This is a genomic window from Streptomyces sp. NPDC088554 (assembly GCF_044752945.1).
GTDB lineage: Bacteria > Actinomycetota > Actinomycetes > Streptomycetales > Streptomycetaceae > Streptomyces.
In genome coordinates this window covers 96,145-122,499 of sequence record NZ_JBIVMF010000012.1, presented here as the reverse complement: position 1 = coordinate 122,499, position 26,355 = coordinate 96,145, and the positions used below count along the sequence as shown (strand labels likewise).

Here is a 26,355-nt window from a genome sequence, read left to right as displayed (position 1 = left end):
CGCGGGGCGGATGCGCCGCGTTATGGCCCGAGCCGAGCCGCCCCGACCGGATGCGCGGCCTGCTGGACGCCGTGATGAGCCTGGGCCACGGCCTCGAACTGCCCGAGGTGCTGCGCGGCATAGCCAAGGCGGCGGTCACCCTCACCGACGCGGAGTACGGGGCCCTCGGCGTCGTCGGTGACGGCCAGACCCTCTCGCAGTTCCTGTCCGTCGGCATCCCCGGCCCGCTGGCGGAGCGCATCGGCCAGACCCCCTGTGGGCGCGGCATACTCGGCGAGCTGATCCGCCACCCCGTACCGCTGCGCCTCACCGATCTCACCGAACACCCACGCAGTTACGGCTTTCCCCCGCACCACCCGTCGATGCACACGTTCCTGGGGGTGCCGATCCGGGTGCGTGACGAGGTGTTCGGCAATCTCTACCTCACCCAGAAGCGCGGCGGCGCGGGCTTCGACGCGGACGACGAGGCGATGCTGACCACGCTCTCCATCGCCGCCGGGGTCGCCATCGACAACGCCAGACTGTACGACGAGAGCCGCCGTCGGGAGCGCCGTCTCGAAGCGCTGGGCGAGATCACCCGCACCCTGCTGTCCGGGGCGGACGCGGGCAAGGCGCTGCACCTGATCGCCGAGCGCGCGATGGAGGTGGCGGGCGCCGACTGCACGTCCGTACTGTTGCCGTCGCCCGACGCCGACTGGCTGACCGTCGAGGTCGCGCACGGCCATGGCGCGGAGCTGGCGATCGGGCTCTCCGTACCGGCCGCGCGCTCGCTCGTCGGGATCGCCGCGCGGACCGGCAGGCCGGTGGACAGCACCGATGTACGGACCGATCCGCGGGCCTACTCCATCGGTCTGAAGCAGGGGATCGGCCCCGTCGTCGCCGTACCGCTCCAGATCGACACCGGGGCGCTGGGGGCGCTGCGGCTGGGGCGGCTGACGGGGAGTCCGCCGTTCGACGAGACGGAGATCGAGCTGGTCTCGGGCTTCGCCGACCAGGCCGCGATAGCGCTCGAACTGGCCCAGCGGCGGGCCGAGTCGGAGGAACTGGCGGTCCTGCACGACCGGGACCGGATCGCCAGGGACCTGCACGACCTCGCGATCCAGCGGTTGTTCGCCACCGGGATGACCCTCCAGAGCACCACCCGCTCCATCGCGGACCGGCCCGACGCGGCGGAGCGCGTCAACCGGGCCGTGGACGACCTCGACACCACCATCCGCATCATCAGGTCCACCATCTTCGACCTGCGGACCTCGGACCGCCCCGGGCTGTCGGGGCTGCGCCGCCGGATGGCCGAGATCGCGCAGACCTCCGCCCGCGCGCTCGGCTTCCGGCCGTCCCTGCGGATCGACGGACCGGTGGACACCAACGTCCCCGACGAGCTGGCGGAACACATCCTGGCGGTCGCCGTCGAGGCCCTCTCGAACGCGGCCAGGCACGCGCGGGCGAGCCGTATCGATGTCACGCTGGTCGCGGAGTGCACGGTGATCCTCACCGTCACGGACGACGGGGTGGGCATCGGGTCCGGTACGGGACACGACTCCGGCGGCCTGGCGAACATGCGCACCCGCGCCGAGCTGTATGGCGGCACGCTGACGGTGGAGGAGCCGGAGTGCGGCGGCACCCGGGTGGTGTGGCGGGTGCCGCTGCCCTGCTGAGACGGCCGAGCGGCGGCGGCCCGGTCAGGGCCGCCAGGGGGCGGGCTGCGGCGGGGCGCCGAGGGCCGGGCGGTTCTTGATCCGGCCGACGATCATCGCCGCCTGCACCCGGCGGCCCACGCCGAGCTTGGACAGGATCGTGGAGATCCGGTTCTTCACCGTCTTCTCCGCCAGGAACAGCCGCTCGGCGATCTCGCGGTTGGTCAGCCCCTCGCCGATGAGATCCAGGATCTGGCGCTCCCTCGGCGAGAGCCGGTCCAGTTCCGACGCCTCGGGCTCCCGCGCGGCGGCGGGGTCGTCCCGGGGGCCGCGTAACCGGTCCATCGCCCGGGACGTCGTGCGCGGATCGAGCAGCGAGGCGCCGGTGGCCACGGTCCTGACGGCGGCCACCAGATCGGCGCCGTTGATCTGCTTGAGCACATAGCCCGCCGCGCCCGCCATGATGGCGTCGAAGAGGGCCTCGTCGTCGTCGAACGAGGTCAGCATCAGACAGATCAGGTCCGGCATCCGGGCCCGCAGCTCCCGGCACACCTCGATGCCCGCGTGGTCACCGTCCCGGTCGTCACCGAGCCGTACGTCCAGTACGGCCACATCGGGCCGCGCGGCCGGCACCCGGGCCAGCGCCTCGCGGGCGTCGGCCGCCTCGCCGACGACCTCTATGCCCTCCTCGGCCTCCAACAGGTCGCGCACACCACGTCGTACCACCTCGTGATCGTCGAGGACGAAGACGCGTACGGGCGGAGCCTTGTGTCCGCCGGCCGAAATCACCGCGTTGCCCTCCCAGCTCGCATCGGATCATCGTATTTAAAGTTCAGGTGTGGCAGTGAACCGAGCCGGGCCCGCGCACCGCTAGGGCCGAACGGTCCCGTAGGGCCGGGCGGTCCGGCGTCCACGAGGTGAGAAAATTCATGGGGCAGCGATAAACGCGTGTCGGGCAGCGGCTAGATTGTCGTTGCTGGTAGGAGAGTTGAGGAGATCCACACCTGTGTCTGGCCGTCGACCGCCCTCGTGGGCCTGGGTTACCACTCTGACCGTCGGGGCTCTCGCGGCTGTCACCGTACTGGCTGTGCAGGCCAATGACGGCCCCCGGCCCGTGGAGCCGGTCGCGCGGACGAAGCCCACCACCACACCGAGCCCGCTGGCCTCCATCGCGCCGAGCGAGCCCCCGGAGCACGCGATACCGACGGCGTCGGGTGTGGGCCGGCGGATCGTTTACTCGCTCGGGGAGCGGCGGGTGTGGCTCGTCGACCCCAACAACAACTACGACGACTCGTACGCCGTCTGGCCCGGCACCATCAGCCCCGAGACGGGGCCGTACCAGGTCTCCTTCAAGCGGGCCGAGGGCGCGGGGTCCGATGGGGTCGCCATCGAGAACATCGTGTACTTCACCGTCAAGGACGGGGTGTCGATCGCCTTCTCCAACGCGCTGGACGGCGCCTCCCCCGCGCCGTCGCCGGGGCTGAACACGGGCGCGATACGGATGGACACGGACGCGGGGGACGCGATCTGGACGTTCGGTACGGAGGGGACGAAGGTCGTCGTCGTCGACTAGGGCCTGTCCGACAGGCCTGTCCGACACATAGCGCCGTCCGCCCCCTGGGGCGGGCCCGGCGGCGTTCTGGTGCGTGCGATCGCCAGGCGGTGGGGGTACCCGGGCGGAGTCCGGGGGAGGTGGCCGGGGGAGTACGTGCCGGACGCCGCGAGCCAGGCGCTATTTGTCGGACAGGCCCTGGGCGGCCGACCGGGACGGGCGGTCAGGGCTGCTGTGCGGGCTCGGTCCTCTCGGCGTCGGGCAGGAGCGCCCCCGCCCAGAGCAGGCCCGCTCCCAGTACGCCCACGGCGGCGACCCAAGAAGCGCCAGCCGAAGTCGCCCCGGGCGATTCCCGTCACGAACGCGACGGACGAGGCGACGCAGAACAGCGGGATCTGCCATCCGGCGCGCTGGTACCGGGCGAGTTCCTCGATGGGCGGCGGATCGTCGTCCGCGATCTCCGGCATCCCGATACCGCGAAAACACTCTCCTGCGGCCCGTTCGATGTCCTGGAGCAGGGGGAGTTCTTCGATACGGGCTTCCCTGATACGCATGGGGTCAGTTTTCCGGGCCCGGGAATGTTCGGCTATCGAATATCCGTACGGCGCATGCAATGACTCCGGCGTATGTGTGACCCGCAGGCCCCGAACCGCTTTCGGTTCCGGGCCGGCGGGTCCGGGTCAGTGGGTAAGGGCGGTGACAAAGTCGGTCCAGGCTTTGGGGGCGAGCAGCAGTATGGGGGCGTGGGGGGTTTTGCTGTCGCGGACCGGGACAGTGTGGTGTGCGGCGGTGTGCGCGGGGGCCCATTCGAGGCACTGGCCGCCGTCGCCGCCGCTGTAACTGCTCTTGACCCATTGGAAGTTGATCATGTGACGTACTCCTTCTTGATCTTGCGAATGAAGGCTGACGAATCCTCCGGCGAGAGCGCGGAGGCGCGCAGCCTTTCGTACGATGCCTGGGCGCTCGACACGATCGTCGCCGAGTCGGTCACTCGCCCCTGGCCCAGGGTTTCCGAATACATGACGACTGTCCCGTCGCCCTGGGTGAGCAGATTGAACGGAAGGTGCGACGCGGGGGCGCCCGCCCTGAACGGGAGCACCTGGATCATGATGTGCGGCGACTCGGTCTGGGCTGTCAGATGGTCGAGCTGACCGGCCATGGTGCTTCCGCTGCCCACCACGGTGCGCAGCGCGCCCTCGTGGAGAATGACCCACAGCAGCGGGGGTTTCTCGCGCTCCATCACCTCGCGGCGGCGTAGCCGCGCCTCGACCCAGCCCTCGATCCGCCCGTCGTCGGCGCGGGGGTGCATGGCCCGGAAAACCGCCTCCGCGTAGGCGGCGGTCTGGAACATTCCCATGATGAACGTGGTCGAGTAGTCCGCCACCGAAGTCGCCTCGCGCTCCAGCTTGATGTACGGGATGAACCACCCCGGATGCCCCCGCTCGCTCACCCGGCGCCGTAATCGCGCGAAGACGCCCGGGGTGTTGAAGACCCGGTCGCACGCCTCCGCGAACTTGACGGAGGCGAGCAGTGTGCCGCCCTCGACCTTGGTCACATACGGGCGTTTGTAGTGGCTGGCGTCCGCCAGTTCCTGTTGGGTCATCCCGGCGAACGCGCGCGCGTACCTGACCTCCTGGCCGAAGTAGGCGGCTCCGTCCTGAGGTTCTTCCGATTCAAGGTCGGCGGACTCGCTCATACGTTCAACTCCCCCATGTTCCGGATGGGTTGGAACCATGTTTCCCCTATTCAGAATAGTGGTCACCGGTCACTCTGGGTGGAGGAACGTGGAATTGCGCACGGACCGGTCCCGGAGTGAGTGCTCCGGCATTTCCCTGTGCACGCAGGGGAGTTGATTGAGCGCGTCGCGCTCGGATGGGAACGGCTGGCGAATGAGTGGCGGTAGTGAGGCTCGGCGGTACCTCTCCCAACTGACGGAGGTTCTCGGTTCGGACGGTGTGCTGATTCTCCCGAAGGCCGAACTGGCCGCTGATGGAAGTGACTTGGTGCCAGGCTCAGGGTTACGGTGGCCCAAGTGCCGGTGCGGGAACCCGATCTGTCCCGACCGGGACCCGGACGACGGCGACGATTCCCGGGGAGCGCGGAACTTCTGATTCCGGGGGTGTGGTCTCTTGGCGCTCCGATGCTGCTTCTATGGCGCTCCGAGTGTGAATTGCACACCTCGGAGATCATTTCTCGCGGCCCTGGGTGAAATCGCACGAATTTACGCGGTCCGGAGCGGCCGGGTAGTGTGCCGGAATGCTCACAGTGACCACCGTGAATGTGAATGGGCTCCGCGCCGCCGCCAAGAAGGGGTTCGTCGAGTGGCTCGCGGACACCTCCGCCGATGTGATCTGCCTCCAGGAGGTACGGGCCGAGCCCGCGCAGCTGGCCGAGGAGGTACGTACCCCCGAGGGCTGGCACACCCTGCACGCGCCGGCGACCGCGAAGGGGCGGGCCGGGGTGTCGCTGTACTCGCGGCGGGAGCCGGAGCGTACGCGGATCGGATTCGGCAGCGCGGAGTTCGACGCGAGCGGGCGGTACGCGGAGATCGACCTCCCCGGGGTCACGGTCGCCAGCCTGTACCTGCCCTCGGGGGAGGTCGGCACGGAGCGCCAGGACGAGAAGATCCGCTTCATGGACGAGTTCCTGCCGTACCTGGAGCGGCTGAAGGCGCGCGCGGCGGCGGACGGGCGCGAGGTGGTCGTCTGCGGCGACTGGAACATCGCCCACCGGGAGGCCGACCTCAAGAACTGGAAGGCCAACCGCAAGTCCTCCGGCTTCCTCCCCGAGGAGCGCGCCTGGCTGACCCGGGTCTTCGACGAGGCGGGATACACCGATGTCGTACGGGCGCTCCACCCGGACCAGGAGGGCCCGTACTCCTGGTGGTCGTACCGCGGCCGGGCCTTCGACAACGACTCCGGCTGGCGCATCGACCTTGTCGTCGGTTCGCCTCGCTTGGCGGACCGCGCGGTCAAGGCGTACGTGGAGCGTGCTGCCGGCCACGCCGAACGGTGGAGCGACCACGCCCCCGTGACGGCGGTGTTCGACCTGTAGGCAGGGGCAACGGAACGCCCCGAACGGCACGGGACCGAACGGGGCACGGCCCATACGACCAGTCCGATGACGACTGCCGCTACAGCGACAGGGCATGCGATGACCGGCAGTCCGGTGGCCATCAGCGCGACCATCACGCGCTTCTGTCCGTCGTTGCGGTCCTGCTCGCTCATTCGGTGCGGACCGCCAGGACGATGCCGAGTGCGATGAGGCCCCAGCGGACCGTCACCCCGGTCCCCCGTGCGATCCGGCCGGCCATCCGTCTCGCCGTACGGTTCACCGGGCGCGCCTCACGTGCTCCGGGTTCACCAGCCACTCAGCGCCCCCGCCCACGGGCCACAGGAACGCCGTAGGGCGCTTACGGCGCAGCCCCGGGGACTCGGCGGGGTCCTCGTAGTCGGGGATCACGTCCCGCAGGATGCCGACCCTCCCCGTGGCGTCCTCCACCCGTGCGCTCGCCCTGTCGGTGAAGACGCGGGCGCAGCCCGCTTCCCAAGCCTCCGGTCGCCCCTTTGGGCATCGGCATGGAGGTCCGGGAGGAGCGGGGCCCGGTCGGCTGTTCGCTCCCGGCTCGTACGTCGGCAGAAACGCGAGCGCTCTGTCATCTTGACGGTGAAATCAGCCACCCTAACGGGTTAATGCCCGACAGATCACGGGATAGTACATTAGGGATGGCAACGAAGAAGACAAGTGACTGATCTTCAGGTATTCCTATATCCGAGCGCCCACCGCGGTTTGCCCAGTACCAGTACCAGTAGCAGAATCGCGAAGAGGGGCCGACGCGGCCGCTTCTGTTTCCCACCTCAAGGACATGACCGGCTGCGGGAACACGTAGCCGGATGACGATCGACGACATGTCGGCCACGGCCCGGTGAGTGGTCCGCCAGAGGTCTTCGTCCGCTCCCCGGTTGCGCGGCCGACTTCAGGTCCGCCGGTATCCCCCAACGCGCCTGCCCGCTCGACTTCATCCGTTTCGGCCGACGAGCCGGCGCACCACCCTCTCGTGCCCAACCGCGCCAAGTGGCGCGGGGTGCATCGCCAATGCCACCACCCCACCTCACAAAAGGAGTTGACCCATGAGTGGATGCGGCTGCGGGCAGTCCCCCATCACCATCGGCGGCTGTCAGCCCTCCAAGCCGGCCTGTCCCCCCGTTGCTTGTCCCGGCTCCCAGCCGGGCGAGCACTGCGAGACGACCCCACTGCGCGACTCCGCGCCGTACCGGGTCGTGGCGACCGCGAGCAGCACCGACCCGACGCCGTACTACACCATCGCCAACACCCATGCCGCACTGGACCCTGTCGTCGCCCAGACCATCCTGAACAGCGGCACGGGCACGTTCCCGGCCGACGACGGAACGCACAACGGCCAGCACACCTGGCTCGCCGGCGTCGTGCGCATCGACCCCGCGTCACTGCGCGGCAACCCCACCAGCGTCACGATCAGCGCCTCGGTCCATGTCCACAACGACGGCAGGAACACGGCCTGCCAGCTCTACGGCCGCTTCGCCCTGTGGAACGGCACAACCCCGATCCGTACCGATCTCCTGGGCCCACCCGATCTGCCGGCGGGTGGCGACGACAACGGCGTCATCCCACCGACCACCGTGTCCCTCGCGGACGTCCTCGCGGGAAAGATCGTCGTCGAGCTCAACCTGGAGACAGGCAACGACGACACCTGCCGAGTCGGCCCCAAGCAGTGGACCGTCGACAGCTTCGTCCTCACCGTCCAGGCGTCCGCCCCGGGCTGCGGCAGGTCGTTCCTCCGTACGACCTGCCGTAACTGCGACGGCGCGGTCACCTGTACGACCGACACCCTCGACGGCTCGACTCCCTACGCCGCGGTCCCGCCGGTCGTCCCGGTCGCCTCCTGCCAGGACGGATGCTCCACCGCCCGCCCTCCGTGCATCTCCACCGACCGGGGCAACGCCATCACTCGGGGCAGTGACGGGTGTCTGTACGCGCCCGACACGCCCGCTCTGGACCCGTCCCCGTGCAATGCCGCACGGAACACGACCGGTGGGCTGCTCGTGCCGCGGATCGCCCTGACGGGCATCGCTCCTGGCGGCAACAGCAGCATCGAACGGTCGGTGGACATCGATGTCACCGGGACGCCCGGCTGCCCCGAAAGGTGGGAGATCGGCGCCCGCCTCACGCCGGTGAGCGCGTTCCTCAACGCCGAGCGGCAGAACGCCAACCTCCTGGCCCGGACCGGTACCGACGTGCCGATCCCCGAGTCCGACATCGTGCTCCCGGAAGCCGGGGTGTACCACATCGACAGCGATGTACGGTACGCGCTCGGGTCCGCCACCGGCGGCAGCGGTTACATCATCGGCTGGCTCAGGGACGAGACCACGGACACCCTCCTGACGAGCTTCACCCAGATCGCGGCGATCAACGCGGTGGGGCAGGAGCAGCAGGGCGGAACCACACACATCATGACCGAGTACGCGGTCGCCTCCGGCCCCCGGACGGTCCGCCTGCACCTGATGTTCGTCCTCACCGGCGGCAAGATCTCCAACGCCGAGGCCGGTGGCACCGACAGCAATGGCGCAACCCGGATGCGCTCCCTCAAGGTCAGGGATTAGGACGTCGCTTCGTTCGGTGAGTGGGCGTCAGTCGAGTGACGGTGTCGCGCCGCCCCACGCCCGGACGCCCTCCGCCGTGCCGGTGTGTTCCCGCTCGTCGTCGCCGCCCGCGGCGGCCGTCGGGCGGGCCGTCCGCGACGATCCCCGGGAACACGCCCACGAGCCGTCCGGACTCGGCGTCGTGGCAGAGCGTCCAGCCGCCAGTGCCTCTCGGGTGAGGCCGGCGCGGCGGTGTGATCTCGCGATGCGGTCACCCACGTGTTCAGTAGCCGTGCTTCCGAAGCTACGCCAGGGGGCATGTTCCCCGAAACGGGATTCCGCGTGGCCGTCAATGGTGTGGCATCCCGTATGGGTCCGGATACGAGACAGGCGTCTCGGATTGTGGGCGTCGCGGCTCGAAATGTTCTCCGTATGTACGATTCTTCCGTTGAAGACCTGGCTGCGACGGTGCGCCGGATCGATCGTCGTTCCGTACAAGACCGGAGCTGGTCCCGTATGTCCTCAGCGCAGGGAGAACACGACGCCTGGAGGGCCTCGCGGCGGGCCGCTGTGGCGGGTGGTCCGGGGAATCTGGCGTTGGTCGAGACGCGGTGGCTGCCGGTGGGCGTTGACGCCGGGGCGGCTCTGGAGCGGGCTCGGGGGGAAGCGGGGGACGGGGTCGTCGTGACCTCGGTGCGGCGGACCGATCTGCGGACCGGGGGGCCCGAGCACGGGCTGCGGTTCTGGGACGCGGACGCTCCGGCGATGCGTCATTTCTCGTACATCGACACCTTCCCGTTCGATCCCCGGTGGGTGGTCGAGGCGGTGTTCACGCCGGTCGCCGCCGATCGCCGGGTGCCGTTCGAGCACATACGGGACAGCGGGGGCAGCCGGGAACTGGTCGTCCCGGGCGATATCCGGGTCACGCTGGACGGCGTCGACTACACGCTGTCCGCGTTCGACGACGACGGAACGCTTCTGCTGGTCTTCGGCGACCCCACCAACGGCGACAGTACGTACGGCGCCGGGCGGTTCCTCTTCGTGGACCGGGGCGCCGAGGACGGCTCGACCGTCGTATTGGACTTCAACCGCGCGTTTGTGCCGCCCTGTGGCTTCTCCGCCCAGTACAACTGTCCGTTGCCGCCGCGACAGAACCGGATCCACCTTCCCGTCCTCGCGGGCGAGAGGCTTCCGGTCTTCGACGGCGGCTACGCGGTGCACTGAGCCGAAGCCGCAGGCTCACCCTCTTGGCTCACCCCACGGCCGGCGCAACAGGAGAAAAAGTGATGAGAACGAAGTCCGTACCGCTGCTCGGCGGTGCTCTCGTGGTCGCCCTGTCCCTCACCCTCAGCGCCTGCGGTGGCTCGGGGGGCGACAAGGGCACCGGGTCATCGGGTTCGTACGACAAGAACGCCACCATCAACATCGGATCGCTGTACGAGCCGCAGAACCTGGACAACACCGGGGGCGGCGGGCAGGGCGTGACCGAGGCGCTCAACGGGAACGTGTACGAGGGCCTCTTCAAGCTCACCGACAGCGGCAAGGTCGAGAAGCTGCTCGCCACGGACTACAAGGTCGGCGCGGACGGGCTCACCTACACCTTCACCCTGCGCAAGGGCGTGAAGTTCCACTCCGGCAAGGCCCTCACCTCGGCCGATGTGAAGTACAGCATCGAGAAGGTGACGGCCAAGGACTCCCAGTCGGCGCGCAAGAGCAGCTTCAGCATGATCAAGTCGATCGCGACCCCGGACGCGGACACGGTCGAAGTGAAGCTCTCGTCCAAGTCGATCTCGTTCCCGTACAACCTGAGCTACGTGTGGATCATCAACTCCGCCGCCAAGAACCTCAAGACCTCCGAGGACGGCACCGGCCCGTACAAGCTCGACAAGTGGACCCGCGGCTCGGCGCTCAGCCTGACGCGGTTCCCGGGGTACTGGGGCACCCCCGCGACCAACGAGAAGGTCGTCTTCCACTACTACAAGGACGCGACCGCGCTCAATAACGCGCTGATCACCAACGCCGTCGACGTGGTCACCAGTGAGCAGAGTCCGGACGCCCTCGGTCAGTTCGAGAACAACAAGAACTACAAGGTCAACGACGGCAACTCGACGACCAAGCTGCTGCTGGCCTTCAACGACCGCGTCAAGCCGTTCAACAACGTCAAGGTGCGCAAGGCCGTCACCTCGGCGATCGACAACAAGAAGCTGCTCGAATCGGTCTGGGGCGACCACGGCAAGCTGATCGGCTCGATTGTCCCGCCGACCGACCCCTGGTACGAGGACCTGACCAAGGTCAATCCGTACGATGTCCCGCTCGCCAAGAAAGAACTGGCCGAGGCGGGCTATGCCAAGGGCTTCAGCTTCACGCTCGACACCCCGAACTACGACCCGCACCCGACCGCCGCCACCTTCATCAAGTCGGAGCTGGCCAAGGTCGGCATCACGGTCAAGATCAACATCATTACGCCAGACGAGTGGTACACCAAGGTCTACAAGAACCACGACTTCAGCGCGACGCTCCAGGAGCACGTCAACGACCGGGACATCGTCTGGTACGGGGACCCCAATTTCTACTGGGGGTACGACAACAAGCAGGTCATCCAGTGGGTGAAGGAAGCCGAGCGGTCCGACACCACCGAGCAGCAGACGGCCCTGCTGAAGAAGGTGAACACCAAGATCGCGGAGGACGCGGCCAGTGACTGGCTGTATCTGTACCCGCAGATCGTGGTGGCCAGTACCAAGCTGTCGGGGTACCCGCTGAACGGGCTGAACTCGCAGTTCTACGCGTACGACATCAAGAAGAGCTGATCAGTCGGGTTCTCTTGGTGTGTGGTTCTGCCTGGGGTGGTGGGTCTCGTGCGCGCGAGTGGGTCTCGGGCGTGTGTACGAGAACCCGCCGCCCGGCGGAATCCGTGCAAATAGATCCGTGCAAATAGATCCGTGGAACAAGTCCGTGGAACAAGTCCGTGGAACAAACCGTGGAACAACCGCCTCCGTCGATCGGGTCCGCCCCTGATGCTCTCCTACCTGCTGCGGCGGCTGGCCTTCCTGGTCGGCTCGCTGTTCCTGGCCAGTGTGGTGCTCTTCCTGCTGCTGCGGCTGCTGCCCGGCGATCCGGCGAACTCGCTGCTCTCGGTCGGCGCGAGCCCGGAGCAGATCGCCGCCGCGCGGCACCAGATCGGCTCCGACCGGCCGTTGCCCGAACAGTTCGGCCACTGGCTGCACCAGCTGGCCACCTTCGACCTGGGGAACTCCTTCATCAGCTCGCTGCCGGTCGGCCCGGAGATCACCTCACGGCTGAATGTGACCGTGCCGCTGACGCTGATGGCGTTCGTGCTCGCGGTGGTCGTCGCGGTGCCCGTCGGCTACGTCGCCGCGCTCAAGTCCCGCACCCGCTACGGCACGGTCATCAGCGGGGTCTCCCAGCTCGGCATCGCCGTGCCGGTCTTCTGGGTCGGGCTGCTCCTGATCACCGTCTTCGCCCTGCGGCTGGGCGTCCTGCCCGCCGGGGGGTTCCCGCAGGACGGCTGGTCGGACCCGGGCGAGGCGTTCCGGTCGCTGGTGCTGCCGGTCGTCACCGTCGCGCTGGTGATGTCCGCCTCGCTCATCCGGTACGTACGGTCCGCCGCCCTGGACGTCCTGGGCAGCGACTACCTCCGTACCGCCAGGGCGCTCGGCTCCTCCTTCCACCACGCGATGTGGCGTCACGGGTTGCGCAACGGCGCCGTACCGGTGATATCGGTCCTCGGGATCGAGCTGGCCACCACGCTGCTCGGCGCGGTCGTCGTCGAGACCGTGTTCGCGCTGCCGGGGCTCGGCAGCATGCTGGCGCAGGCCGTCACCCAGCACGACTATCCGACCGTTCAGGGTGTGCTCTTCGTATCCACCTTCGCGGTGCTGGTCATCGGGTTCGTCAGCGACCTCGCCCAGCGGCTGGTCGATCCCCGGCTGCGGGGGCAGCTGTCGACGGGGGCGGGAGGCGATTCCCGATGAGTGAGACGAAGGATCTGCTGGTCGAGATGGTCGAGGGGCGGCCCGACGATGCCGAGCGCCGCCCCTCGCGGCGGCGGCGCTCGCCCGCGCTGCTGACCGGCTGCGTCCTCGTCGGGCTGATCGTCGCCATCGCGCTGGTCTCGCTGTTCTGGCTGCCGTACTCCCCGGACGACACCTCCGGCACCCGGCTGGCCCCGCCCGAACTCGACCATCTGCTCGGTACGGACAAGCTCGGGCGCGACCTGCTGACCCAACTGATGATCGGCGCGCGGATCGCGCTGGCGGCCGGGCTCGGCGCGACCGCGATCGGCGCGGCGCTCGGGATCACGATCGGGCTGGCGGCGGGCTTCGCGACCCGCTGGCTCGACGACACGCTCTCCACCCTGCTCGATGTGCTGATCGCCTTCCCCACGCTGCTGCTGGCCATGCTGATGGTCGCGGCCCGGTCGGCCTCGCTCAGCTCCGCGATCCTGGCCATCGGGCTGGCGATGACGGCGGTGGTGGCCCGGCTCACCCGGGTCCTGGTCAAGCGGGTGCTGGCGCAGGACTACATCACGGCCGCCAGGACCTCGGGGACCTCCTGGCCCCGGGTGATCACCGGGCATGTGCTGCCGAACATCTGGCCCACCCTGGTGGTCAACCTCGCGCTCCAGTTCGGCCTCGCCGTGATGGCCGAGGCGAGCCTGTCGTTCCTGGGCCTGGGCGCCCCGCCGCCCAACGCGTCCTGGGGGCGGATGCTCCAGGAGGCCCAGGCGACCGTGTTCACCGCGCCCACCGGGGTCATCGCGCCCGGTGTCCTGCTGGTGATGCTGGTCGTCGGCGTGAACCTGATCGCGGACGGGCTGCGCGACACACTGGATCCGACCCGACGGAGGACACGATGAGCCGGCCCGACGCGGTCCATGCGCCGGACGTGCCGGATGTGCCGGACGTGCCGGATGTGCTGGATGTTGACGGGCTGTCCATTCGTACGGGAGACGGGCGCACCCTGGTCTCCGACGTCTCCTTCTCGATCCGCGCGGGCTCCCGGCTCGGGCTCGTCGGCGAGTCCGGCTCGGGCAAGTCGCTCACCGCGCTGGCCGTGCTGGGGCTGCTGCCCCCGGGGATGACCGCCACCGGCTCCCTCAGGCTCCGGGCCCCGGACGGCCCGGCCACCGAGATCGTCGGCGCCACCGAACAGCGGTTGAACGGGGTACGGGGACGTGTGGCCACCGTCGTCTTCCAGGAGCCGCTGACCGCCCTCGACCCGCTCATGCGGCTCGGCGCCCAGCTCGCCGAACCCCTGCGCCGGCGCCACGGGCTGCGGGGAGCGGCGCTGCGCCGGGCGGTGGAGGAGGCGCTCGACCGCGTACGACTGCCCGAACCCGGCCGGATCGCGCGCGCGTACCCCCACGAGATCTCCGGCGGACAGCGCCAGCGGGTGGCCCTCGCCATGGCGCTGGCCTGCGAACCCGCGCTGCTGATCGCGGACGAACCGACCACCGCGCTCGACGTCACCGTGCAGTCCGAGGTGCTCGCGCTGCTGGACGGGCTGGTCGCGGAGGAGGACATGGCGCTGCTGTTCATCAGCCACGACCTGGCCGTCGTCTCCGCCGTCACCGATCATGTGCTGGTGCTCAAGGACGGCTCGGCGGTGGAGTCCGGGAGCGTGGACGACATCGTGCGGCGGCCCCGGCATCCGTACACCCGGGACCTGGTGAACAGCGCCCGGCACCTGGAAAGCGCACTGGAACGGATCATCCGATGACCTTGCCGGAGCCCGTGGGGGAGCCCGTGCCGAAGCCTGTGCGCAAGCCCGTGCCGAAGCCTGTGCCGGACGGTGTCCCGGTGCTCGCCGCCGATGACGCGGGGTTCGCGTACCGGGGCGCGCCGCCCGTACTGCACGGTGTCTCGCTCGACATCACGGCGGGGCGCAGCGTCGGGCTGGTCGGTGAGTCGGGGGCCGGGAAGACGACCGTACTGCGGCTGCTGCTCGGGCTGGCCCGGCCGACCAGCGGGCGGATCCTCTTCGACGGGGACGAGCTGCGGCTGCGCGACCGGGAGCAGATGCGCCGGTTCCGGGGCGGGGTGCAGAGCGTCTTCCAGGACCCGTACTCCTCGCTCGATCCCCGCCAGCGCGTCGGCAGGATCGTCTCGGAGCCGCTGCGCTCCCTGGGGTTGGCGGCGGGGCGGGCCCGGGGGGCTCTGGTGCTCCGGGGGCCCCGGGCGGACGATCCTCGGGTCGGGGCCGCGTTGGAGGCCGTGGGGCTTCCGGCGGACGCGGCGCGGCGCTATCCGCACGAGTTCTCCGGCGGTCAGCGCCAGCGCATCGCCATCGCGCGGGCCACGGTGTGCGAGCCACGGGTGCTGCTGGCGGACGAGCCGGTGAGCGCGCTGGATGTGACCACACGGGTCAGGATCGTCGATCTGCTGATCGAGCTGAAGGAGACCAGGGGGCTGACCATCGCGATGGTCAGCCACGACCTGTCGGTGGTGGCGGCGCTCTGCGAGTGGACGGCGGTGCTGGAGCGGGGGCGGCTGGTGGAACAGGGGGAGACCTCGGCGGTGCTGGGGACGCCGTCCCACTCGTACACACGGCAGTTGATCGCGAGTGTGCCCCGGCTTCCCCGGGTGTGATCGGTGTTCGGTCCGTGTGTTCAGCCGGTGTGTTCAGCCCGTGTGTTCGGTCCGTGTGTTCGGTCCGTGTTCAGTCCGCGGTGTTCCGGATGCGGTCGTTGTCGTTCCGGAGGTGGCGGTCGAGTGCCAGTGACAGTTCCGCCGCCACGACGCTCTGGGCCAGCGGTCTGAGCTCGGCAACGGTCGTGGTGGTGGTCCTCTCCCGGATGACCGAGGCGAAGATCTCCGCCAGGGCCTCGGTGTGGACCCGGGCCCGGCCGCCCGCCTCCAGGACCTTGGCGAGCGGGATGCCCTCGCGGACCAGGGCTGCCGAGGCGTCGAGCAGGTGTCGGCCGAGGTGGATGATCTCGGTGCCGTCGGTGCCGTCGGTGCCGTCGGTGCCGTCGGTGCCGTCGGTGCCGTCGGTGCCGTCGGTGGCCGGATGGCCGAGCGCGAGCGCCGTCGTGAGGTTCTCGGGGGTGACCTCGGCCCCGGAACGGTCCGCCGGCTCCTCGGGGGAGTGCCGGACGGGGGTCTCCTCGCCGGGGGCCCCGCCCAGGCCGAGGACCTCGCCGACGCCCCGGCCGGTCTCGAAGGCGGTGGCGAGGTCGGCGATGCCGTTGAGGGTGTGGCCGCGCTCCAGGAGGGCGGTGATCGTACGGAGTCTGGCCAGGTGGTTCCCGTCGTACCAGGCGATCCGGCCCTCGCGGCGGGGCGGTGCGATCAGGCCGCGTTCGCGGTAGAAGCGCACGGTGCGGACCGTGATGCCCGCCTCGCGGGCCAGCTCCGCCATGCGGTACTCGCGGTGTCCGCGCCCGTCGGCGATATGCCCGTCGGCCGTATGCCCCTCTGCCATGCCGGGCAGCTTATGTCGTACTGCCGGTAACGCCCGACCTCTACCCAGGGATACGCGACTGTTCTACGCTCCGGACTGTGCCAGTGATTGCTGGCGTAGTTCGGCGGTGGGGTCGGAGGCGACATGGGGCAGCGGGACGACGGGCAGCGGAGTGCCGGGCGGCGGAGCGCCGGGCAGGGGGACGGCGGTGGTCGGGGCGACGGCGGCCGGGGTGATGGTCGGGGCGACGGTCGGCATGTGCGTGTGGCGGTGATCGGGTCGGGGTTCGCGGGGCTCGGCGCGGCCGTGCGGCTGCGGCGGGAGGGGATCACGGACTTCGTCGTACTGGAACGGGCCGACTCCGTCGGGGGCACCTGGCGCGACAACAGCTATCCGGGGTGCGCCTGCGACATCCCCTCGCATCTCTACTCCTTCTCGTTCGCGCCCAACCCCGACTGGCCGCGCGCCTTCTCCGGGCAGCGGCACATCAGGGCGTACCTGGAGCATGTCGCGGACACCTTCGGCCTCCGCCCGCATCTGCGGCTGGGGCACGAGGTGCTGCTGATGCGGTGGGACACCGACGAGCTGCGCTGGGAGGTCGAGACCTCGCGCGGGACGTTCACGGCCGATGTGGTCGTCTCCGCGACCGGCCCGCTCTCCGACCCGAAGATCCCGGAGATCCCCGGGCTCGCCTCCTTCCCCGGCAAGGTCTTCCACTCCGCGCGCTGGGACCACGGCTACGACCTGCGCGGCAAGCGTGTCGCCGTGATCGGTACGGGCGCCTCCGCGATCCAGATCGTCCCCGAGATAGCGCCCGAGGCCGCGCACCTGACCCTCTTCCAGCGCACTCCGCCCTGGGTGATGCCGCGCGCCGACCGGGCGATCTCCGGGATCGAGCGGAGGCTGCACCGGGCACTGCCGCTCACCGGTCGCATACGGCGTGAACTACTCTGGGGAATACGGGAGTTGCAGATCCACGCGTTCACCAGGAGGCCCGGTGTGCTCGGCTTGGTCGAGTCGCTCGCGAAGGCCGACATGGCGAAGTCGATCAAGGATCCGGCGCTCCGGGCCCGGCTCACCCCGTCGTACCGCATCGGCTGCAAGCGCATCCTGATCTCCAGCACCTACTACCCGGCGCTCGCCCGTCCCGATGTCGATGTGGTCGCCTCCGGTCTCGCCGAGGTGCGCGGCTCGACACTCGTCGCCGCCGACGGTACGGAGACGGAGGCGGACGCCGTTGTGTTCGGCACCGGCTTCCATGTGACCGACATGCCGATCGCCGAGCGGGTGGTGGGCGCGGCCGGGATCACACTGGCCGAGGCGTGGAAGGACGGGGCGCGGTCGCTGCGCGGCGCGACCGCCGCGGGCTTCCCCAACTGGATGACGATCATCGGGCCCAACACCGGCCTCGGGAACTCCTCGATGATCCTGATGATCGAGGCCCAGCTCGCCTATATGGCCGACTACCTCAGGCAGTTGGACGGTCTCGGCGGCCGGGACGCCGGCGCCGGACGGGTCGCGCTCGGGCCGCGTCCGGCGGCCGTGCGCGCCTGGAACGACCGGGTGCAGCGACGGATGGCCCGGACAGTGTGGAACACCGGCGGTTGCACCAGCTGGTACCTCGACGACGCCGGACGCAACACCACCGTCTGGCCGGGCACGACCGCGGAGTTCCGCCGGGCGACACGGGAGGTGAACCTCGGCGAGTACGAGGTGATCCGGGCCGCCGCACCGGGAAACCAACTGGACAACGAGAAGGAGGCCGTCCGATGAGGCAGCCGCCCAGGGAACGCGAAGTGTCCGTGGTCTCCACGGACGGATCCCGTATCCACACCGAGATCCACGGGGACGCGGGCCGCCCCACTGTCGTACTCGCCCACGGCTGGACCTGCTCCACCCGCTTCTGGGCCGCGCAGCTCGCGGACCTCGCCACCGACCACCGGGTGATCGTCTACGACCAGCGCGGACACGGCCGCTCGCCGCTGGCGGGCCCCGGCGGCTACTCCACCGACGCCCTCGCGGACGATCTGGAGGCCGTGCTCACCACGACCCTGGAGCCGGGGGAGAAGGCGGTGCTCGCCGGGCACTCCATGGGCGGCATGACCCTGATGGCCGCCGCCCGCAGGCCCGCGTTCCGGGAGCACGCGGCGGCGGCCCTGCTGTGCAGCACCGGCAGCTCACGGCTGGCCGCCGAGGCGAGCGTGGTGCCGATACGCCCCGGTCGGCTGCGGACCGGGATCACCCTCGGCATCCTCGGAACCCGCGCCCCGCTCGGCCCCGTCACACCGGTCTCGAAACGGATCCTGCGGTACGCGACGATGGGCACCGGCGCCGCGCCCGACCGCGTCGAGCGGTGTGCCCGCATCGTCCACGCGTGCCCGCCGCCCGCCCGGGTGGGCTGGGGGAACGTCCTCGGCGAGCTGGATCTCGACGCGGAGGTAAGGGAGTTGACCGTGCCCACCGCCGTCCTCGTCGGCACCGACGACCGGCTGACCCCGGCCGTGATGTCCCGCGAACTGGCGGCGGCGCTGCCCGCTCTCGTACGGCTGGACGTGCTGACGGGGGTGGGGCACATGTCCCCGGTCGAGGCGCCGGAGTTCGTCACGGCCAGGATCCGCGAGCTGGCCGCCGCGTATGCCGGCGGGCGGGAGGGGGCGGCGTGAGAGGGGTCGCCGGGCGCGGGGGCTCCCGTACCGCCGGCTTCCGTACCCCTGGCTCCGGGGCCCCTGGCTCCGGGGCCCCTGGCTCCGGCACTTCTGACTCCGGCACTTCTGACTACGGTACCCCTGGCTTCCGTACCTCCGGATCCCGTAACCGAGGCTTCCGCAACCTCGACGGGCAGGTCGCGGTCGTCACCGGTGCGGCCCGTGGCGTCGGCGAGGCGCTGGCGCGCAAGCTCTCCGCGCGCGGGGTGCGGGTGGCGCTCGTCGGCTTGGAGGAGGACGAGCTGAAACGGGTCGCGGGCCGGCTGCACACCGACTGCGCCCAGTGGCACGCCGACGTCACCGACGACGCGGCCATGGCCCGGGTCGCCCGGGAGGCCGAGGAGCGCTTCGGCCGGGTCGACATCGTCGTCGCCAACGCGGGCGTGGCGTCCGGCGGGCCGTTCGCGGACTCGGACCCCGACGCGTGGCGCAGGGTCATCGAGGTCAACCTGATCGGCGGCGCCGTGACCGCGCGGGCCTTCCTGCCCGCGCTGCGGAAGAACCGCGGCTACTTCCTCCAGATAGCGTCGCTGGCCGCGATCGTCCCGGGGCCGATGATGACCGCGTACTGTGCCTCCAAATCCGGCGCCGAGGCGTTCGCCCACAGCCTGCGCGCCGAGGTCGCCCACCATGGGGTGCGCGTCGGCATCGGCTATCTGTCCTGGACGGACACCGACATGGTGCGGGGCGCGGACCGCACCGAGGCGATGCGCGAGCTGCGCGAACGCCTGCCCTGGCCGACGAACCGTACGTACCCCCTGGGCCCCGCCGTCGACCGGATCGTCGCCGGGATAGAACGCCGCTCCCCGCATGTGTACGCGCAGTGGTGGTTGCGCGGTACGCAGTCGGTACGCGGCTGCCTCCCGGGCCTGATCGCCACGGTCGGACGGCGCGAGATGCGCCGGATCGAACCGAGGTTCACGGGCACACCACAGGGCCTGGTGGGCGCGGGCGGCGAGGCGGACGAACGGGAGCGCTCGGCGTCGGCGGCCGACTCCGCTCCGTAGCCGATTTCATTCAGTAACTGATCGAAATGCGATGAATGTCCGAGCGTGTCAGTCTGGTCGAGGCCACCAAGGGCCCCCTCTCGAACCTCACCAGGAGTGACATTCCATGGGAATCGCGGACCAGTTCAAGGACAAGGCGCAGGAACTCGCCGACCAGGCGAAGTCCAAGATGGACGAGAAGAAGGACCCGAACGCGAAGGACCGCGCGCGCGACGCCGCTGACAAGGCGAAGTCCAAGGCGCAGGACGCGGCGGACAAGGTACGCGACCGTTTCGACTCCTGAACCGGATCGCGGAAGGCGCCCCTCGGTGATGATCGCCGGGGGGCGCCTTTGCGGTGTGGTCACGCGCTCGATGGCGTCGCGGCTGCCCGCGTGGGTCAGGGCGGATCCCCGGTCGGTCTTGCCGTACGCGGCCACTGCGTCGACCCGGCGTTCCTGCGGCCCGGCGAGCATGGAGACGTGGGCGGCTACCCTCCCGGGTGTGACCGATACATCCCGGCAAGGGTCGGTGCGTGACGCCTCCGTCGTCGTGGCCCGGGGCGCGGACGGCATGGTCGCCGTCTTGACCGCCGGATTCCCCCGGCACGGCGGCGCGTACGTGTTCCTGCCCGGGGGCCGCCGGGAGGACGGTGAGACGCCGGAGGCGTGTGCGCGGCGTGAGTTGCGAGAGGAAGCGGGCGTGGCCGCTGACGCCTGGCGGCCCCTAGGGTCGTACGCCATCACCCTGAACTCCCCAGCCCGTATCCATCTTTTCCTGGCCGAAGGGCTCACTTGCGGCCCGCAGCAGCTCACGGCCGGCGAAGCGGACTTCGAACTGATGTGGTGGCCGATGGCCGACGCGATCCGGGCCGCCACCCAGGGACGCTTCCTGCTCCAGGGCGGTCCTCTGGCGCTGCTGCTGGCTCAGCAGGTGACCGCGGGCCGACCGGAGCGCCCAGGATCTCGCCCCATCGGCGGGCCGATGCCTCTGGGTCCCCGGCGAAGGTCAATGCGGTACGTACGCTGTGTTCACGGCTCGCCTCCAGGCACTCCCGTCGGTGGGAGCGGTTGTGTCCTGCCCGGCTGAATTCGTACGTCACGAAGCCGTCGTCGAGTCCCGTGCGGGAGAACCCGGGCTTCGCCAGGACACGGCCGATACGCCGGACCGATGGGGCATCGTCCATGGTCAGGTCCCGGAGTGCGATCACAACGTGCCCAGGGTGCCGGCCAGTTCGGCGGCGGTGGGGCGGTTGTTGCGCGAGGTGAGAAGGACGGGGCGCAGGATGTGCTGAAGCGCGGGCCACGGTGTCGCGGCGTCAGGGGGGGACACGGCGGTTGGCGATGGCGGCACGCCGCTGTGCCAAGGTGGTCGCCCGGTCGAGTCCGGCCGCGTGGTAGTCGAGGGGCCAGAGGCCTGTGACGCAGGTCCACAGGGTTCCGGCGAGCGCGGACACCTCGGCGGACATGCTGGAGGGTGCTGTGGGGCTGGATGCCGACGCTGATGGAGGCGGCCGGCTCGGGGGCTGTGAGGTGCACGATGGCGCCACGGAAGTCGTTCGGCGGTTCCATGCCGGGCCGCCACGACCACGCGAAGTCGATGAGCCGCCCCCGTTGTCGGCGCGGATGCCGTGGGAGGGCTGGAGGCCCAGCCCGAGGCGTGCAGTTCGGCGACCGCGCGGCACAGGGCCGCTGCCCTGGCCAGGGCAGCGTTGTGGCCACCCGTGCTCCTGCGTACGGGCTCGAATGACTTCCAGGTCGACGGACCGGTGGGCCAGCGGGTGACGAGCCAGGAAACGCCGTCGTCGCGTCCGGAGCCGAGCGCGTAGCCGGGGATGTCGAGCGCGGCGAGGACAGCGGCTTCACGGATGGTGACCGAGGCACCGTCACCGGATCCGGTCTTCACCGCGACCGCGCCGTCCGGCCCGGCGGCCTTCCACACGGTGGACCCGCGCCGGTCGCTGATCTCCTTCGGCTCCAGCGGGCCGCCACACGCGGACTCGGCGACTTTCAGCGCTGCGCGGGGACAGGGGGGAGCAGCGTCCGGGACCATGTCCGTACCGCCTTCCAGTCGTAGGGGAGGTGGGCGAATACATCGCGGCCGTCGTCGACCGCTACGGCGAGCGCGTCAGCCAGATCCGGGGTGCCCCGGAGGAAACGGGGGTCGCGTGTATGGACAACGGGCCGTACTGACATGAACGAAACGGGGCCGGGGGATTCGGTCCCCGCGCGGTCCGCTTCTACGCCGGGGAGGAAGCCCACCGGCCCTACAGGTCCTTGAGCGTCCAGTGCGGCCACGCCATCAGGTCACGGTGCTGTGTGCCGTCGACATCGCCCAGGATGACGATGTTCCCGCAGCGAAGTGCGCCGCAGGGGTGGGTGGTTCTCCAACGCGTGGATTTTCCGTTCAGCATCCGCCGGGCGGTCACGCTGAACGGAGAGGTCCGTGACGACATGCCCCCTTACGGCTCAGCTCGCGTCGCGGAGCATCGGGGCGGCCGGGGACGAGGCTGTGCCGAGGGTCAGCATCGCGATGGCTGCGAGTGCGGCAGGGATGTGGTCGGGGGGCATGAGGATGACCGTCCATGGATAAGGCTGACCATTGCTGCCCGAGTTGCCGATGAGCATCATCGTGATCACCCACGCGACCGGAGCGATGGCGGCCACCTGATGGCCTGCTATCCGGCGGGCGCACAGCATCAGTCCGGCCAGGAACGCGGTATTGCGGCCGGCCATGTTCGCGCTCTCGGCGTTGAGGAGCACCGAGACGGCGTACGACACGGCGACCGTCGCCAGGACGGTGGCCAGGACGAGTGCCTGGTCGAAGCGGGCAATGGGACGGCTGCCCGACGCCTCGGCGGCGGGCAGCCTGCTGCTGAGGGAGAGCGCGAGCCCCGTACAGGCCAGGAGCGGGGCGAAGAGAACCAGAGGCCGGGCGGCGTCGCTGCCCAGGGAAGGAAGATTGACGAGTGTGTCCCCGGCCGCTGCGGTCAGCGCCGCGTAGGCCGCGAGAGCGGCGGCGAGGACCGGGATCCGCCGCGTTTTCAACCAGATGAGCAATCCGGATCACCCTTCCGTCTCAGGGACGGTCGGCATGGTCTCGGGAGCGGGTTTGCACTGCTGAAGTAGTGTGACGTTGCGGGTGTACCACGACAACTGCTCGTCGGGCGACAGCTTCGTCTCCCTGTCCACCACGGGCATCAGTTGGGGGTCGGCGGCGAGCTTCTGGCCGTACTGGCTCTGGATCTCGGCAACGTTCATGCCGGCCTTGACCATGAGCCAGGCAGCGAGCGTGCCCACGTTGCCGGTGAGGGTGTCGGATGTGGTGGGGCAGGGCGGGATCAGCGGCAGAGCCGACGCCGCGATGCTCGCCTTCACATCCACATCGCCCATGTCCCGGTGGAGGAACAGCCGCCAGGTCCGCGCATCGGTGTCGGCTGCCTCGGAGACGAACGCGAGCTGCTCCGGTGGTTCCAGGCCCGCGTCGACGAGGCGGGGCACGATCTCCTTCGCGGAAGCTGCCAGCTGGTCCAGACGGCCGGTGGCCTCCAGGGGGACGCAGATCCTGGGGGAATCGCCGGTGCACACGGGAGGGTCGGTGCGGGCGCGCAGTGGCGGGTCACCGTTCCAGTCGCGTACCGGCAGAATGGCCGAGACGGTGAACACGCTCAGGCAGACCAGGGATGCGGCGGCTGCGGCGCCGGCGCGTACGAGGCGGTGGCGCCGCCACCGGGCGATCTCCGCGCTGACCAGGACAGCGGCCAGGATGCCCGTGGCCAGCAACATCGGTACGGCGAGCGCCACCGGGTTGATGGTGATGGTGACGTCTCCGTAGGGGGCGTCGAGCCATCCGGTGAGTTCCCGCAGCCACATCGGGTCGACGACCGTGACGGGCATCACCAGGCACAGGTAGTCGACGACGAGGATCAGGGGCGCGGCCAGAATGCGGGGCAGCAGCATGCCGAGCCCGTAACCGAGGACGGTGTGAACGGTGATGAGGTACCCGGCCATGGCCAGTACGCCCAGGTGCGGCCAGTCGTGTGCCGTGCCGGTCGCCAGGCGCACGGTCAGCAGACACACCACGACCGCCGCCACTCCGAGGAGCACCACGGGCCACAATGCGCTGATCGCGATCGCGTATCTGCTCCGTACCGGCGCCAGTTGGTGGATCCCGGCTTTTCTCAGTCGCCCGGCCTCCCACGCCGCGAAGGCCGCGCAAGCGGGGGCGTAAAAGGGGAGAGTGTGTCCGACCAGAGCGGTGTTACCGGCCCAGTAGGCGGGTTCGTTCGCCGCCTCATGGCTGGTGACCAGCCACACCCATGCGAGGACCAGCGGAGCGATCCAGACAACGCTGGTGGTGCGCAGTGCCGTTGCTAAGCGCACGCCGGCTCCTCCTGGACGGTGGCGTAGTAGGCGGCTTCGGCCAGGCGGCCCGGCGCGGTGCCGGCCGGGGCCAGGGCATGGAACTCGCGTACCGCACCGGCGAAGCGGATAACCCCGTCGTTGAGCACGACGACGTGGTCGTAGGCGTCCTCCAGGTCCGCGACATCGTGAGTGGAGAGCAGCACGTGCTGATCGAGCCCGCCGAGGATCTCGTGGAAAACGCGTCGCTGGCGCGGGTCCATCCCGGCTGTCGGCTCGTCGAGCAGAAGGACCTCGGCCGCGTGCACCAGCGATTGGGCAACGCCAACCCGGCGCTGCTGCCCGCCGGACATCCGGCGGACCTTCCGGTCGGCCATGTCGGCGAGCTCGACACGCTCAAGAGCGCCAAGAGAGGCATCCCAGGCGTCCCGACGGTTCATGCCTTTCAGCCAGCCGACGTAGGCCACCTGCTCGCGGGCGGTCAGCCGGGCAACCGATTCGATGTGCTGCGGTAACCAGGCGACGCAGCGGCGGTATTCGGCAATACCGGCTCGCTGGGCAGTCGTCCGCCTCCCGTACGCAACGGTGCCGGCCTGTGGCTGTAGTACGGAAGCGGCCAACGACAGGACCGTTGACTTCCCTGCGCCGTTGGGCCCGAGGAACACGGTCCGGCCGGGTGGAAAGGCGAAGGTGAAGTCCTGGATGACCGAACTGCGGCGGCGGTAGCCGAACGCGGCAGAATGGAAGCCGATGGGCATGGTGCGCACTTTCTGACGAGGTGGGTAAGACCGAACGGTCCAAGCCCGCACCTGTTGGGTACGGGCCCGGAATTGCCTCGGATCACCACATGTGGACTCGTTTGGCAGACAGCACAGGTCCGTTGGAACTGCTGGTGCTTGAGTTCACCGCCTTGATCTGGAAGAAGAGGTCATCGCCCTTGCGTCCGGTCCACGACCCGTGGGACTTGCCGCCACTGAAACAGGCGGTGAAGGTCTTTGTCTCCCAGTATTCGTTCGGAGTGGTGTAATTGTAGTTGATCAACTGAACCTTGGTCGACTCGGTGACGGAACCGTGGTCCGTGGTTCTGCAGTTGTAGAAGTCGATGATCGTCGGGGCTGTCCCGATGTCGGTCTTCCTCGACTTGAAGCCGGGCAGAACAGCCGAGAGGCTGCTGTCGATAGCCATGATCGAGATTCCCCCCTCCTTTCCCCCCGGGGCATCCTCGGCGGACGCGGCAGGTGCGACGACGAGCGGCAGCAGGGCGGCGCATGCTACGACTGCTGCGGCCTTTAACGTACTGGGAGATGAACGCATTGATCACTCCTGAGGTGAGGGCGTTCGCGAGTCCCGATAGATCTCGCCGTTTTCTCCGGGAGTACGACCCGGAGAAGACGTTCAAGTCTCACCTGTGGGTCGGATCGCCCGGAAGCTCCTCTTGGTGAATGTTATCCGCTCGTAATCAACTTATGATCAAAAGTGCGTGATTGCCGGAGTTCTCGGCGGACTGGAGGGTGGATTCACTGTCGGTCGACGGTAGTTGATATCCGAGGTGGTGTCGGGCGATGATCAGCCCGTGTTTACCGGCCGCGAAATGGCCGCTGGATTCTCCGAGGATCAGTTCCGCTTTCTCGGCCGGTTCACCGGTGCGCGCGGGACATTTCGATGGCGGCGGGACTGGGGTTCTCTCCGAGATGCAGAAGGCGGTGATAGAGGGGCGGATGGTTTTCATGAGAGATATCTCGTGTACCTGATAATCCAGTCGTGCTCTCCATCTGTCCTGGGCGCAGGGCCTTCCGGGAGTCTAATGAGCTGATGTCCTGTCGGGCTGGTGGTGGTTCCTGACTCACCCGATCGGGGTGCGTGCGGCCCTGGTGGTGACGGGGGACGGCCTGGCGATGACAACCCGTACCAGTGGTACGACATGGCGGAGCCGGGGCCGGGGAATCTCGCGTACGGGCTCGGAGGGAGACGGCCACCTCCCGCCCCCAGCCGAACGGCCGCCGACGCGGAGGGGGAGTCCGTGTCGGCGGCCGTGGTGCGGGCCCCGGGGGAGAAAAGGATCAGGGGGGTGGTGCGGA

The 26,355-nt window shown here is 69.5% G+C and carries 28 protein-coding genes and 1 pseudogene; 15 read left to right on the top strand and 14 right to left on the bottom strand.

Annotation, left to right across the window (positions count from 1 at the left end):
• Positions 1 to 50 precede the first annotated feature (50 nt).
• Complete coding sequence (locus tag ACIP8W_RS16230; RefSeq protein WP_401951325.1) at positions 51 to 1,655, top strand: GAF domain-containing protein; 1,605 nt, start codon at positions 51 to 53, stop codon at positions 1,653 to 1,655.
• A gap of 24 nt (positions 1,656 to 1,679) precedes the next feature.
• On the opposite strand, the gene ACIP8W_RS16225 is transcribed toward ACIP8W_RS16230, so the two are convergent.
• Positions 1,680 to 2,423: a response regulator gene (locus ACIP8W_RS16225; protein WP_401951098.1), complete on the bottom strand. Its 744-nt coding sequence runs from the start codon at positions 2,421 to 2,423 to the stop codon at positions 1,680 to 1,682.
• Between the two features lie 217 nt (positions 2,424 to 2,640).
• Between ACIP8W_RS16225 and ACIP8W_RS16220 the strand changes: the two genes are divergently transcribed.
• Positions 2,641 to 3,207, top strand: coding sequence for a hypothetical protein (locus ACIP8W_RS16220; protein WP_401951101.1), 567 nt, complete (start codon positions 2,641 to 2,643; stop codon positions 3,205 to 3,207).
• Positions 3,208 to 3,587: 380 nt separating this feature from the next.
• On the opposite strand, the pseudogene ACIP8W_RS16215 reads toward ACIP8W_RS16220, so the two are convergent.
• The 3 genes and pseudogenes from ACIP8W_RS16215 to ACIP8W_RS16205 form a co-directional block, all read right to left on the bottom strand.
• Positions 3,588 to 3,740, bottom strand: a pseudogene (locus ACIP8W_RS16215) (GNAT family N-acetyltransferase); the annotation flags it as partial.
• Positions 3,741 to 3,866: 126 nt separating this feature from the next.
• Positions 3,867 to 4,055: a DUF397 domain-containing protein gene (locus ACIP8W_RS16210; protein WP_401951104.1), complete on the bottom strand. Its 189-nt coding sequence runs from the start codon at positions 4,053 to 4,055 to the stop codon at positions 3,867 to 3,869.
• Positions 4,052 to 4,882 carry a Scr1 family TA system antitoxin-like transcriptional regulator gene (locus ACIP8W_RS16205; RefSeq protein WP_401951107.1) on the bottom strand — a complete coding sequence of 277 codons (831 nt, stop codon included), beginning with the start codon at positions 4,880 to 4,882 and terminating at the stop codon, positions 4,052 to 4,054. The genes ACIP8W_RS16210 and ACIP8W_RS16205 overlap by 4 nt, the downstream gene beginning before the upstream one ends.
• Before the next feature lie 560 nt (positions 4,883 to 5,442).
• Here ACIP8W_RS16205 and ACIP8W_RS16200 point away from each other — a divergent pair.
• A complete protein-coding gene (locus ACIP8W_RS16200) occupies positions 5,443 to 6,240 on the top strand; it encodes an exodeoxyribonuclease III (protein WP_401951110.1) in 798 nt (265 codons plus the stop codon).
• 276 nt (positions 6,241 to 6,516) lie between these two features.
• Here ACIP8W_RS16200 and ACIP8W_RS16195 read toward each other — a convergent pair whose 3' ends face one another.
• Positions 6,517 to 6,687, bottom strand: coding sequence for a hypothetical protein (locus ACIP8W_RS16195; protein ID WP_401951113.1), 171 nt, complete (start codon positions 6,685 to 6,687; stop codon positions 6,517 to 6,519).
• Positions 6,688 to 7,316: 629 nt separating this feature from the next.
• Between ACIP8W_RS16195 and ACIP8W_RS16190 the strand changes: the two genes are divergently transcribed.
• The 7 genes from ACIP8W_RS16190 (at position 7,317) to ACIP8W_RS16160 (ending at position 15,412) form a co-directional block, all read left to right on the top strand.
• The gene (locus ACIP8W_RS16190; protein ID WP_401951116.1) at positions 7,317 to 8,825 is read left to right on the top strand and encodes a hypothetical protein; all 1,509 of its coding nucleotides are present in this window, start codon (positions 7,317 to 7,319) and stop codon (positions 8,823 to 8,825) included.
• Between the two features lie 495 nt (positions 8,826 to 9,320).
• The gene (locus ACIP8W_RS16185) at positions 9,321 to 10,028 is read left to right on the top strand and encodes a DUF1684 domain-containing protein (RefSeq protein ID WP_401951118.1); all 708 of its coding nucleotides are present in this window, start codon (positions 9,321 to 9,323) and stop codon (positions 10,026 to 10,028) included.
• 62 nt (positions 10,029 to 10,090) lie between these two features.
• Positions 10,091 to 11,611, top strand: a complete 1,521-nt coding sequence (locus ACIP8W_RS16180) for an ABC transporter substrate-binding protein (RefSeq protein WP_401951121.1) — start codon at positions 10,091 to 10,093, stop codon at positions 11,609 to 11,611.
• A 207-nt stretch (positions 11,612 to 11,818) separates the two neighbouring features.
• Positions 11,819 to 12,796 carry an ABC transporter permease gene (locus ACIP8W_RS16175; protein ID WP_401951123.1) on the top strand — a complete coding sequence of 326 codons (978 nt, stop codon included), beginning with the start codon at positions 11,819 to 11,821 and terminating at the stop codon, positions 12,794 to 12,796.
• Positions 12,793 to 13,680: an ABC transporter permease gene (locus tag ACIP8W_RS16170; RefSeq protein WP_402203424.1), complete on the top strand. Its 888-nt coding sequence runs from the start codon at positions 12,793 to 12,795 to the stop codon at positions 13,678 to 13,680. Before ACIP8W_RS16175 ends, ACIP8W_RS16170 begins: the two co-directional genes overlap by 4 nt.
• Positions 13,677 to 14,543 carry an ATP-binding cassette domain-containing protein gene (locus tag ACIP8W_RS16165; RefSeq protein ID WP_402203422.1) on the top strand — a complete coding sequence of 289 codons (867 nt, stop codon included), beginning with the start codon at positions 13,677 to 13,679 and terminating at the stop codon, positions 14,541 to 14,543. The genes ACIP8W_RS16170 and ACIP8W_RS16165 overlap by 4 nt, the downstream gene beginning before the upstream one ends.
• Positions 14,544 to 14,569: 26 nt before the next feature.
• Positions 14,570 to 15,412 (top strand): ABC transporter ATP-binding protein, encoded by an 843-nt coding sequence (locus tag ACIP8W_RS16160; RefSeq protein ID WP_402203421.1) that lies wholly within the window; start codon positions 14,570 to 14,572, stop codon positions 15,410 to 15,412.
• Positions 15,413 to 15,482: 70 nt separating this feature from the next.
• Here ACIP8W_RS16160 and ACIP8W_RS16155 read toward each other — a convergent pair whose 3' ends face one another.
• On the bottom strand, positions 15,483 to 16,217 hold the full coding sequence (locus ACIP8W_RS16155) for a MerR family transcriptional regulator (RefSeq protein WP_402203477.1): 735 nt from the start codon (positions 16,215 to 16,217) through the stop codon (positions 15,483 to 15,485).
• Between the two features lie 93 nt (positions 16,218 to 16,310).
• Positions 16,311 to 16,484, bottom strand: coding sequence for a hypothetical protein (locus ACIP8W_RS16150; RefSeq protein WP_401951131.1), 174 nt, complete (start codon positions 16,482 to 16,484; stop codon positions 16,311 to 16,313).
• Between the two features lie 6 nt (positions 16,485 to 16,490).
• Between ACIP8W_RS16150 and ACIP8W_RS16145 the strand changes: the two genes are divergently transcribed.
• From ACIP8W_RS16145 to ACIP8W_RS16125, 5 genes are all read left to right on the top strand, one after another.
• A complete protein-coding gene (locus tag ACIP8W_RS16145; RefSeq protein WP_401951331.1) occupies positions 16,491 to 17,999 on the top strand; it encodes a flavin-containing monooxygenase in 1,509 nt (502 codons plus the stop codon).
• Positions 17,996 to 18,889, top strand: a complete 894-nt coding sequence (locus ACIP8W_RS16140) for an alpha/beta fold hydrolase (RefSeq protein ID WP_401951134.1) — start codon at positions 17,996 to 17,998, stop codon at positions 18,887 to 18,889. Before ACIP8W_RS16145 ends, ACIP8W_RS16140 begins: the two co-directional genes overlap by 4 nt.
• On the top strand, positions 18,886 to 19,938 hold the full coding sequence (locus ACIP8W_RS16135; RefSeq protein WP_402203418.1) for an SDR family oxidoreductase: 1,053 nt from the start codon (positions 18,886 to 18,888) through the stop codon (positions 19,936 to 19,938). Before ACIP8W_RS16140 ends, ACIP8W_RS16135 begins: the two co-directional genes overlap by 4 nt.
• Before the next feature lie 106 nt (positions 19,939 to 20,044).
• A complete protein-coding gene (locus ACIP8W_RS16130; protein WP_401951140.1) occupies positions 20,045 to 20,221 on the top strand; it encodes a hypothetical protein in 177 nt (58 codons plus the stop codon).
• A gap of 199 nt (positions 20,222 to 20,420) precedes the next feature.
• The gene (locus tag ACIP8W_RS16125) at positions 20,421 to 21,005 is read left to right on the top strand and encodes an NUDIX hydrolase (RefSeq protein ID WP_402203416.1); all 585 of its coding nucleotides are present in this window, start codon (positions 20,421 to 20,423) and stop codon (positions 21,003 to 21,005) included.
• A gap of 117 nt (positions 21,006 to 21,122) precedes the next feature.
• On the opposite strand, the gene ACIP8W_RS16120 is transcribed toward ACIP8W_RS16125, so the two are convergent.
• From ACIP8W_RS16120 to ACIP8W_RS16090, 7 genes are all read right to left on the bottom strand, one after another.
• Entirely contained in the window at positions 21,123 to 21,248 is a 126-nt protein-coding gene (locus tag ACIP8W_RS16120) for a hypothetical protein (RefSeq protein ID WP_402203414.1), read from the bottom strand.
• 934 nt (positions 21,249 to 22,182) lie between these two features.
• The gene (locus ACIP8W_RS16115) at positions 22,183 to 22,371 is read right to left on the bottom strand and encodes a hypothetical protein (protein ID WP_401951149.1); all 189 of its coding nucleotides are present in this window, start codon (positions 22,369 to 22,371) and stop codon (positions 22,183 to 22,185) included.
• A 13-nt stretch (positions 22,372 to 22,384) separates the two neighbouring features.
• Positions 22,385 to 22,975 carry a hypothetical protein gene (locus ACIP8W_RS16110; protein WP_401951151.1) on the bottom strand — a complete coding sequence of 197 codons (591 nt, stop codon included), beginning with the start codon at positions 22,973 to 22,975 and terminating at the stop codon, positions 22,385 to 22,387.
• Between the two features lie 6 nt (positions 22,976 to 22,981).
• Positions 22,982 to 24,298 carry a hypothetical protein gene (locus ACIP8W_RS16105; protein WP_401951154.1) on the bottom strand — a complete coding sequence of 439 codons (1,317 nt, stop codon included), beginning with the start codon at positions 24,296 to 24,298 and terminating at the stop codon, positions 22,982 to 22,984.
• A complete protein-coding gene (locus ACIP8W_RS16100) occupies positions 24,289 to 25,035 on the bottom strand; it encodes an ABC transporter ATP-binding protein (RefSeq protein WP_402203412.1) in 747 nt (248 codons plus the stop codon). The genes ACIP8W_RS16105 and ACIP8W_RS16100 overlap by 10 nt, the downstream gene beginning before the upstream one ends.
• An 82-nt stretch (positions 25,036 to 25,117) precedes the next feature.
• Positions 25,118 to 25,591 (bottom strand): hypothetical protein, encoded by a 474-nt coding sequence (locus tag ACIP8W_RS16095; protein ID WP_401951158.1) that lies wholly within the window; start codon positions 25,589 to 25,591, stop codon positions 25,118 to 25,120.
• A 145-nt stretch (positions 25,592 to 25,736) separates the two neighbouring features.
• Positions 25,737 to 26,006: a hypothetical protein gene (locus ACIP8W_RS16090; protein ID WP_402203410.1), complete on the bottom strand. Its 270-nt coding sequence runs from the start codon at positions 26,004 to 26,006 to the stop codon at positions 25,737 to 25,739.
• Between the last annotated feature and the right edge of the window lie 349 nt (positions 26,007 to 26,355).

Coding starts and splice junctions, on each gene's coding strand:
- ACIP8W_RS16200 (WP_401951110.1), top strand. CDS start 5,443: ATGCTCACAGTGACCACCGTGAATGTGAATGGGCTCCGCGCCGCCGCC.
- ACIP8W_RS16175 (WP_401951123.1), top strand. CDS start 11,819: ATGCTCTCCTACCTGCTGCGGCGGCTGGCCTTCCTGGTCGGCTCGCTG.
- ACIP8W_RS16170 (WP_402203424.1), top strand. CDS start 12,793: ATGAGTGAGACGAAGGATCTGCTGGTCGAGATGGTCGAGGGGCGGCCC.
- ACIP8W_RS16205 (WP_401951107.1), bottom strand. CDS start 4,882: ATGAGCGAGTCCGCCGACCTTGAATCGGAAGAACCTCAGGACGGAGCC.
- ACIP8W_RS16230 (WP_401951325.1), top strand. CDS start 51: ATGCGCGGCCTGCTGGACGCCGTGATGAGCCTGGGCCACGGCCTCGAA.
- ACIP8W_RS16180 (WP_401951121.1), top strand. CDS start 10,091: ATGAGAACGAAGTCCGTACCGCTGCTCGGCGGTGCTCTCGTGGTCGCC.
- ACIP8W_RS16130 (WP_401951140.1), top strand. CDS start 20,045: ATGGGAATCGCGGACCAGTTCAAGGACAAGGCGCAGGAACTCGCCGAC.
- ACIP8W_RS16115 (WP_401951149.1), bottom strand. CDS start 22,371: ATGTCGTCACGGACCTCTCCGTTCAGCGTGACCGCCCGGCGGATGCTG.
- ACIP8W_RS16090 (WP_402203410.1), bottom strand. CDS start 26,006: ATGAAAACCATCCGCCCCTCTATCACCGCCTTCTGCATCTCGGAGAGA.
- ACIP8W_RS16185 (WP_401951118.1), top strand. CDS start 9,321: ATGTCCTCAGCGCAGGGAGAACACGACGCCTGGAGGGCCTCGCGGCGG.
- ACIP8W_RS16095 (WP_401951158.1), bottom strand. CDS start 25,591: ATGCGTTCATCTCCCAGTACGTTAAAGGCCGCAGCAGTCGTAGCATGC.
- ACIP8W_RS16150 (WP_401951131.1), bottom strand. CDS start 16,484: ATGCCGACCGTCGCCCCGACCATCACCCCGGCCGCCGTCGCCCCGACC.
- ACIP8W_RS16165 (WP_402203422.1), top strand. CDS start 13,677: ATGAGCCGGCCCGACGCGGTCCATGCGCCGGACGTGCCGGATGTGCCG.
- ACIP8W_RS16210 (WP_401951104.1), bottom strand. CDS start 4,055: ATGATCAACTTCCAATGGGTCAAGAGCAGTTACAGCGGCGGCGACGGC.
- ACIP8W_RS16140 (WP_401951134.1), top strand. CDS start 17,996: ATGAGGCAGCCGCCCAGGGAACGCGAAGTGTCCGTGGTCTCCACGGAC.
- ACIP8W_RS16100 (WP_402203412.1), bottom strand. CDS start 25,035: ATGCCCATCGGCTTCCATTCTGCCGCGTTCGGCTACCGCCGCCGCAGT.
- ACIP8W_RS16190 (WP_401951116.1), top strand. CDS start 7,317: ATGAGTGGATGCGGCTGCGGGCAGTCCCCCATCACCATCGGCGGCTGT.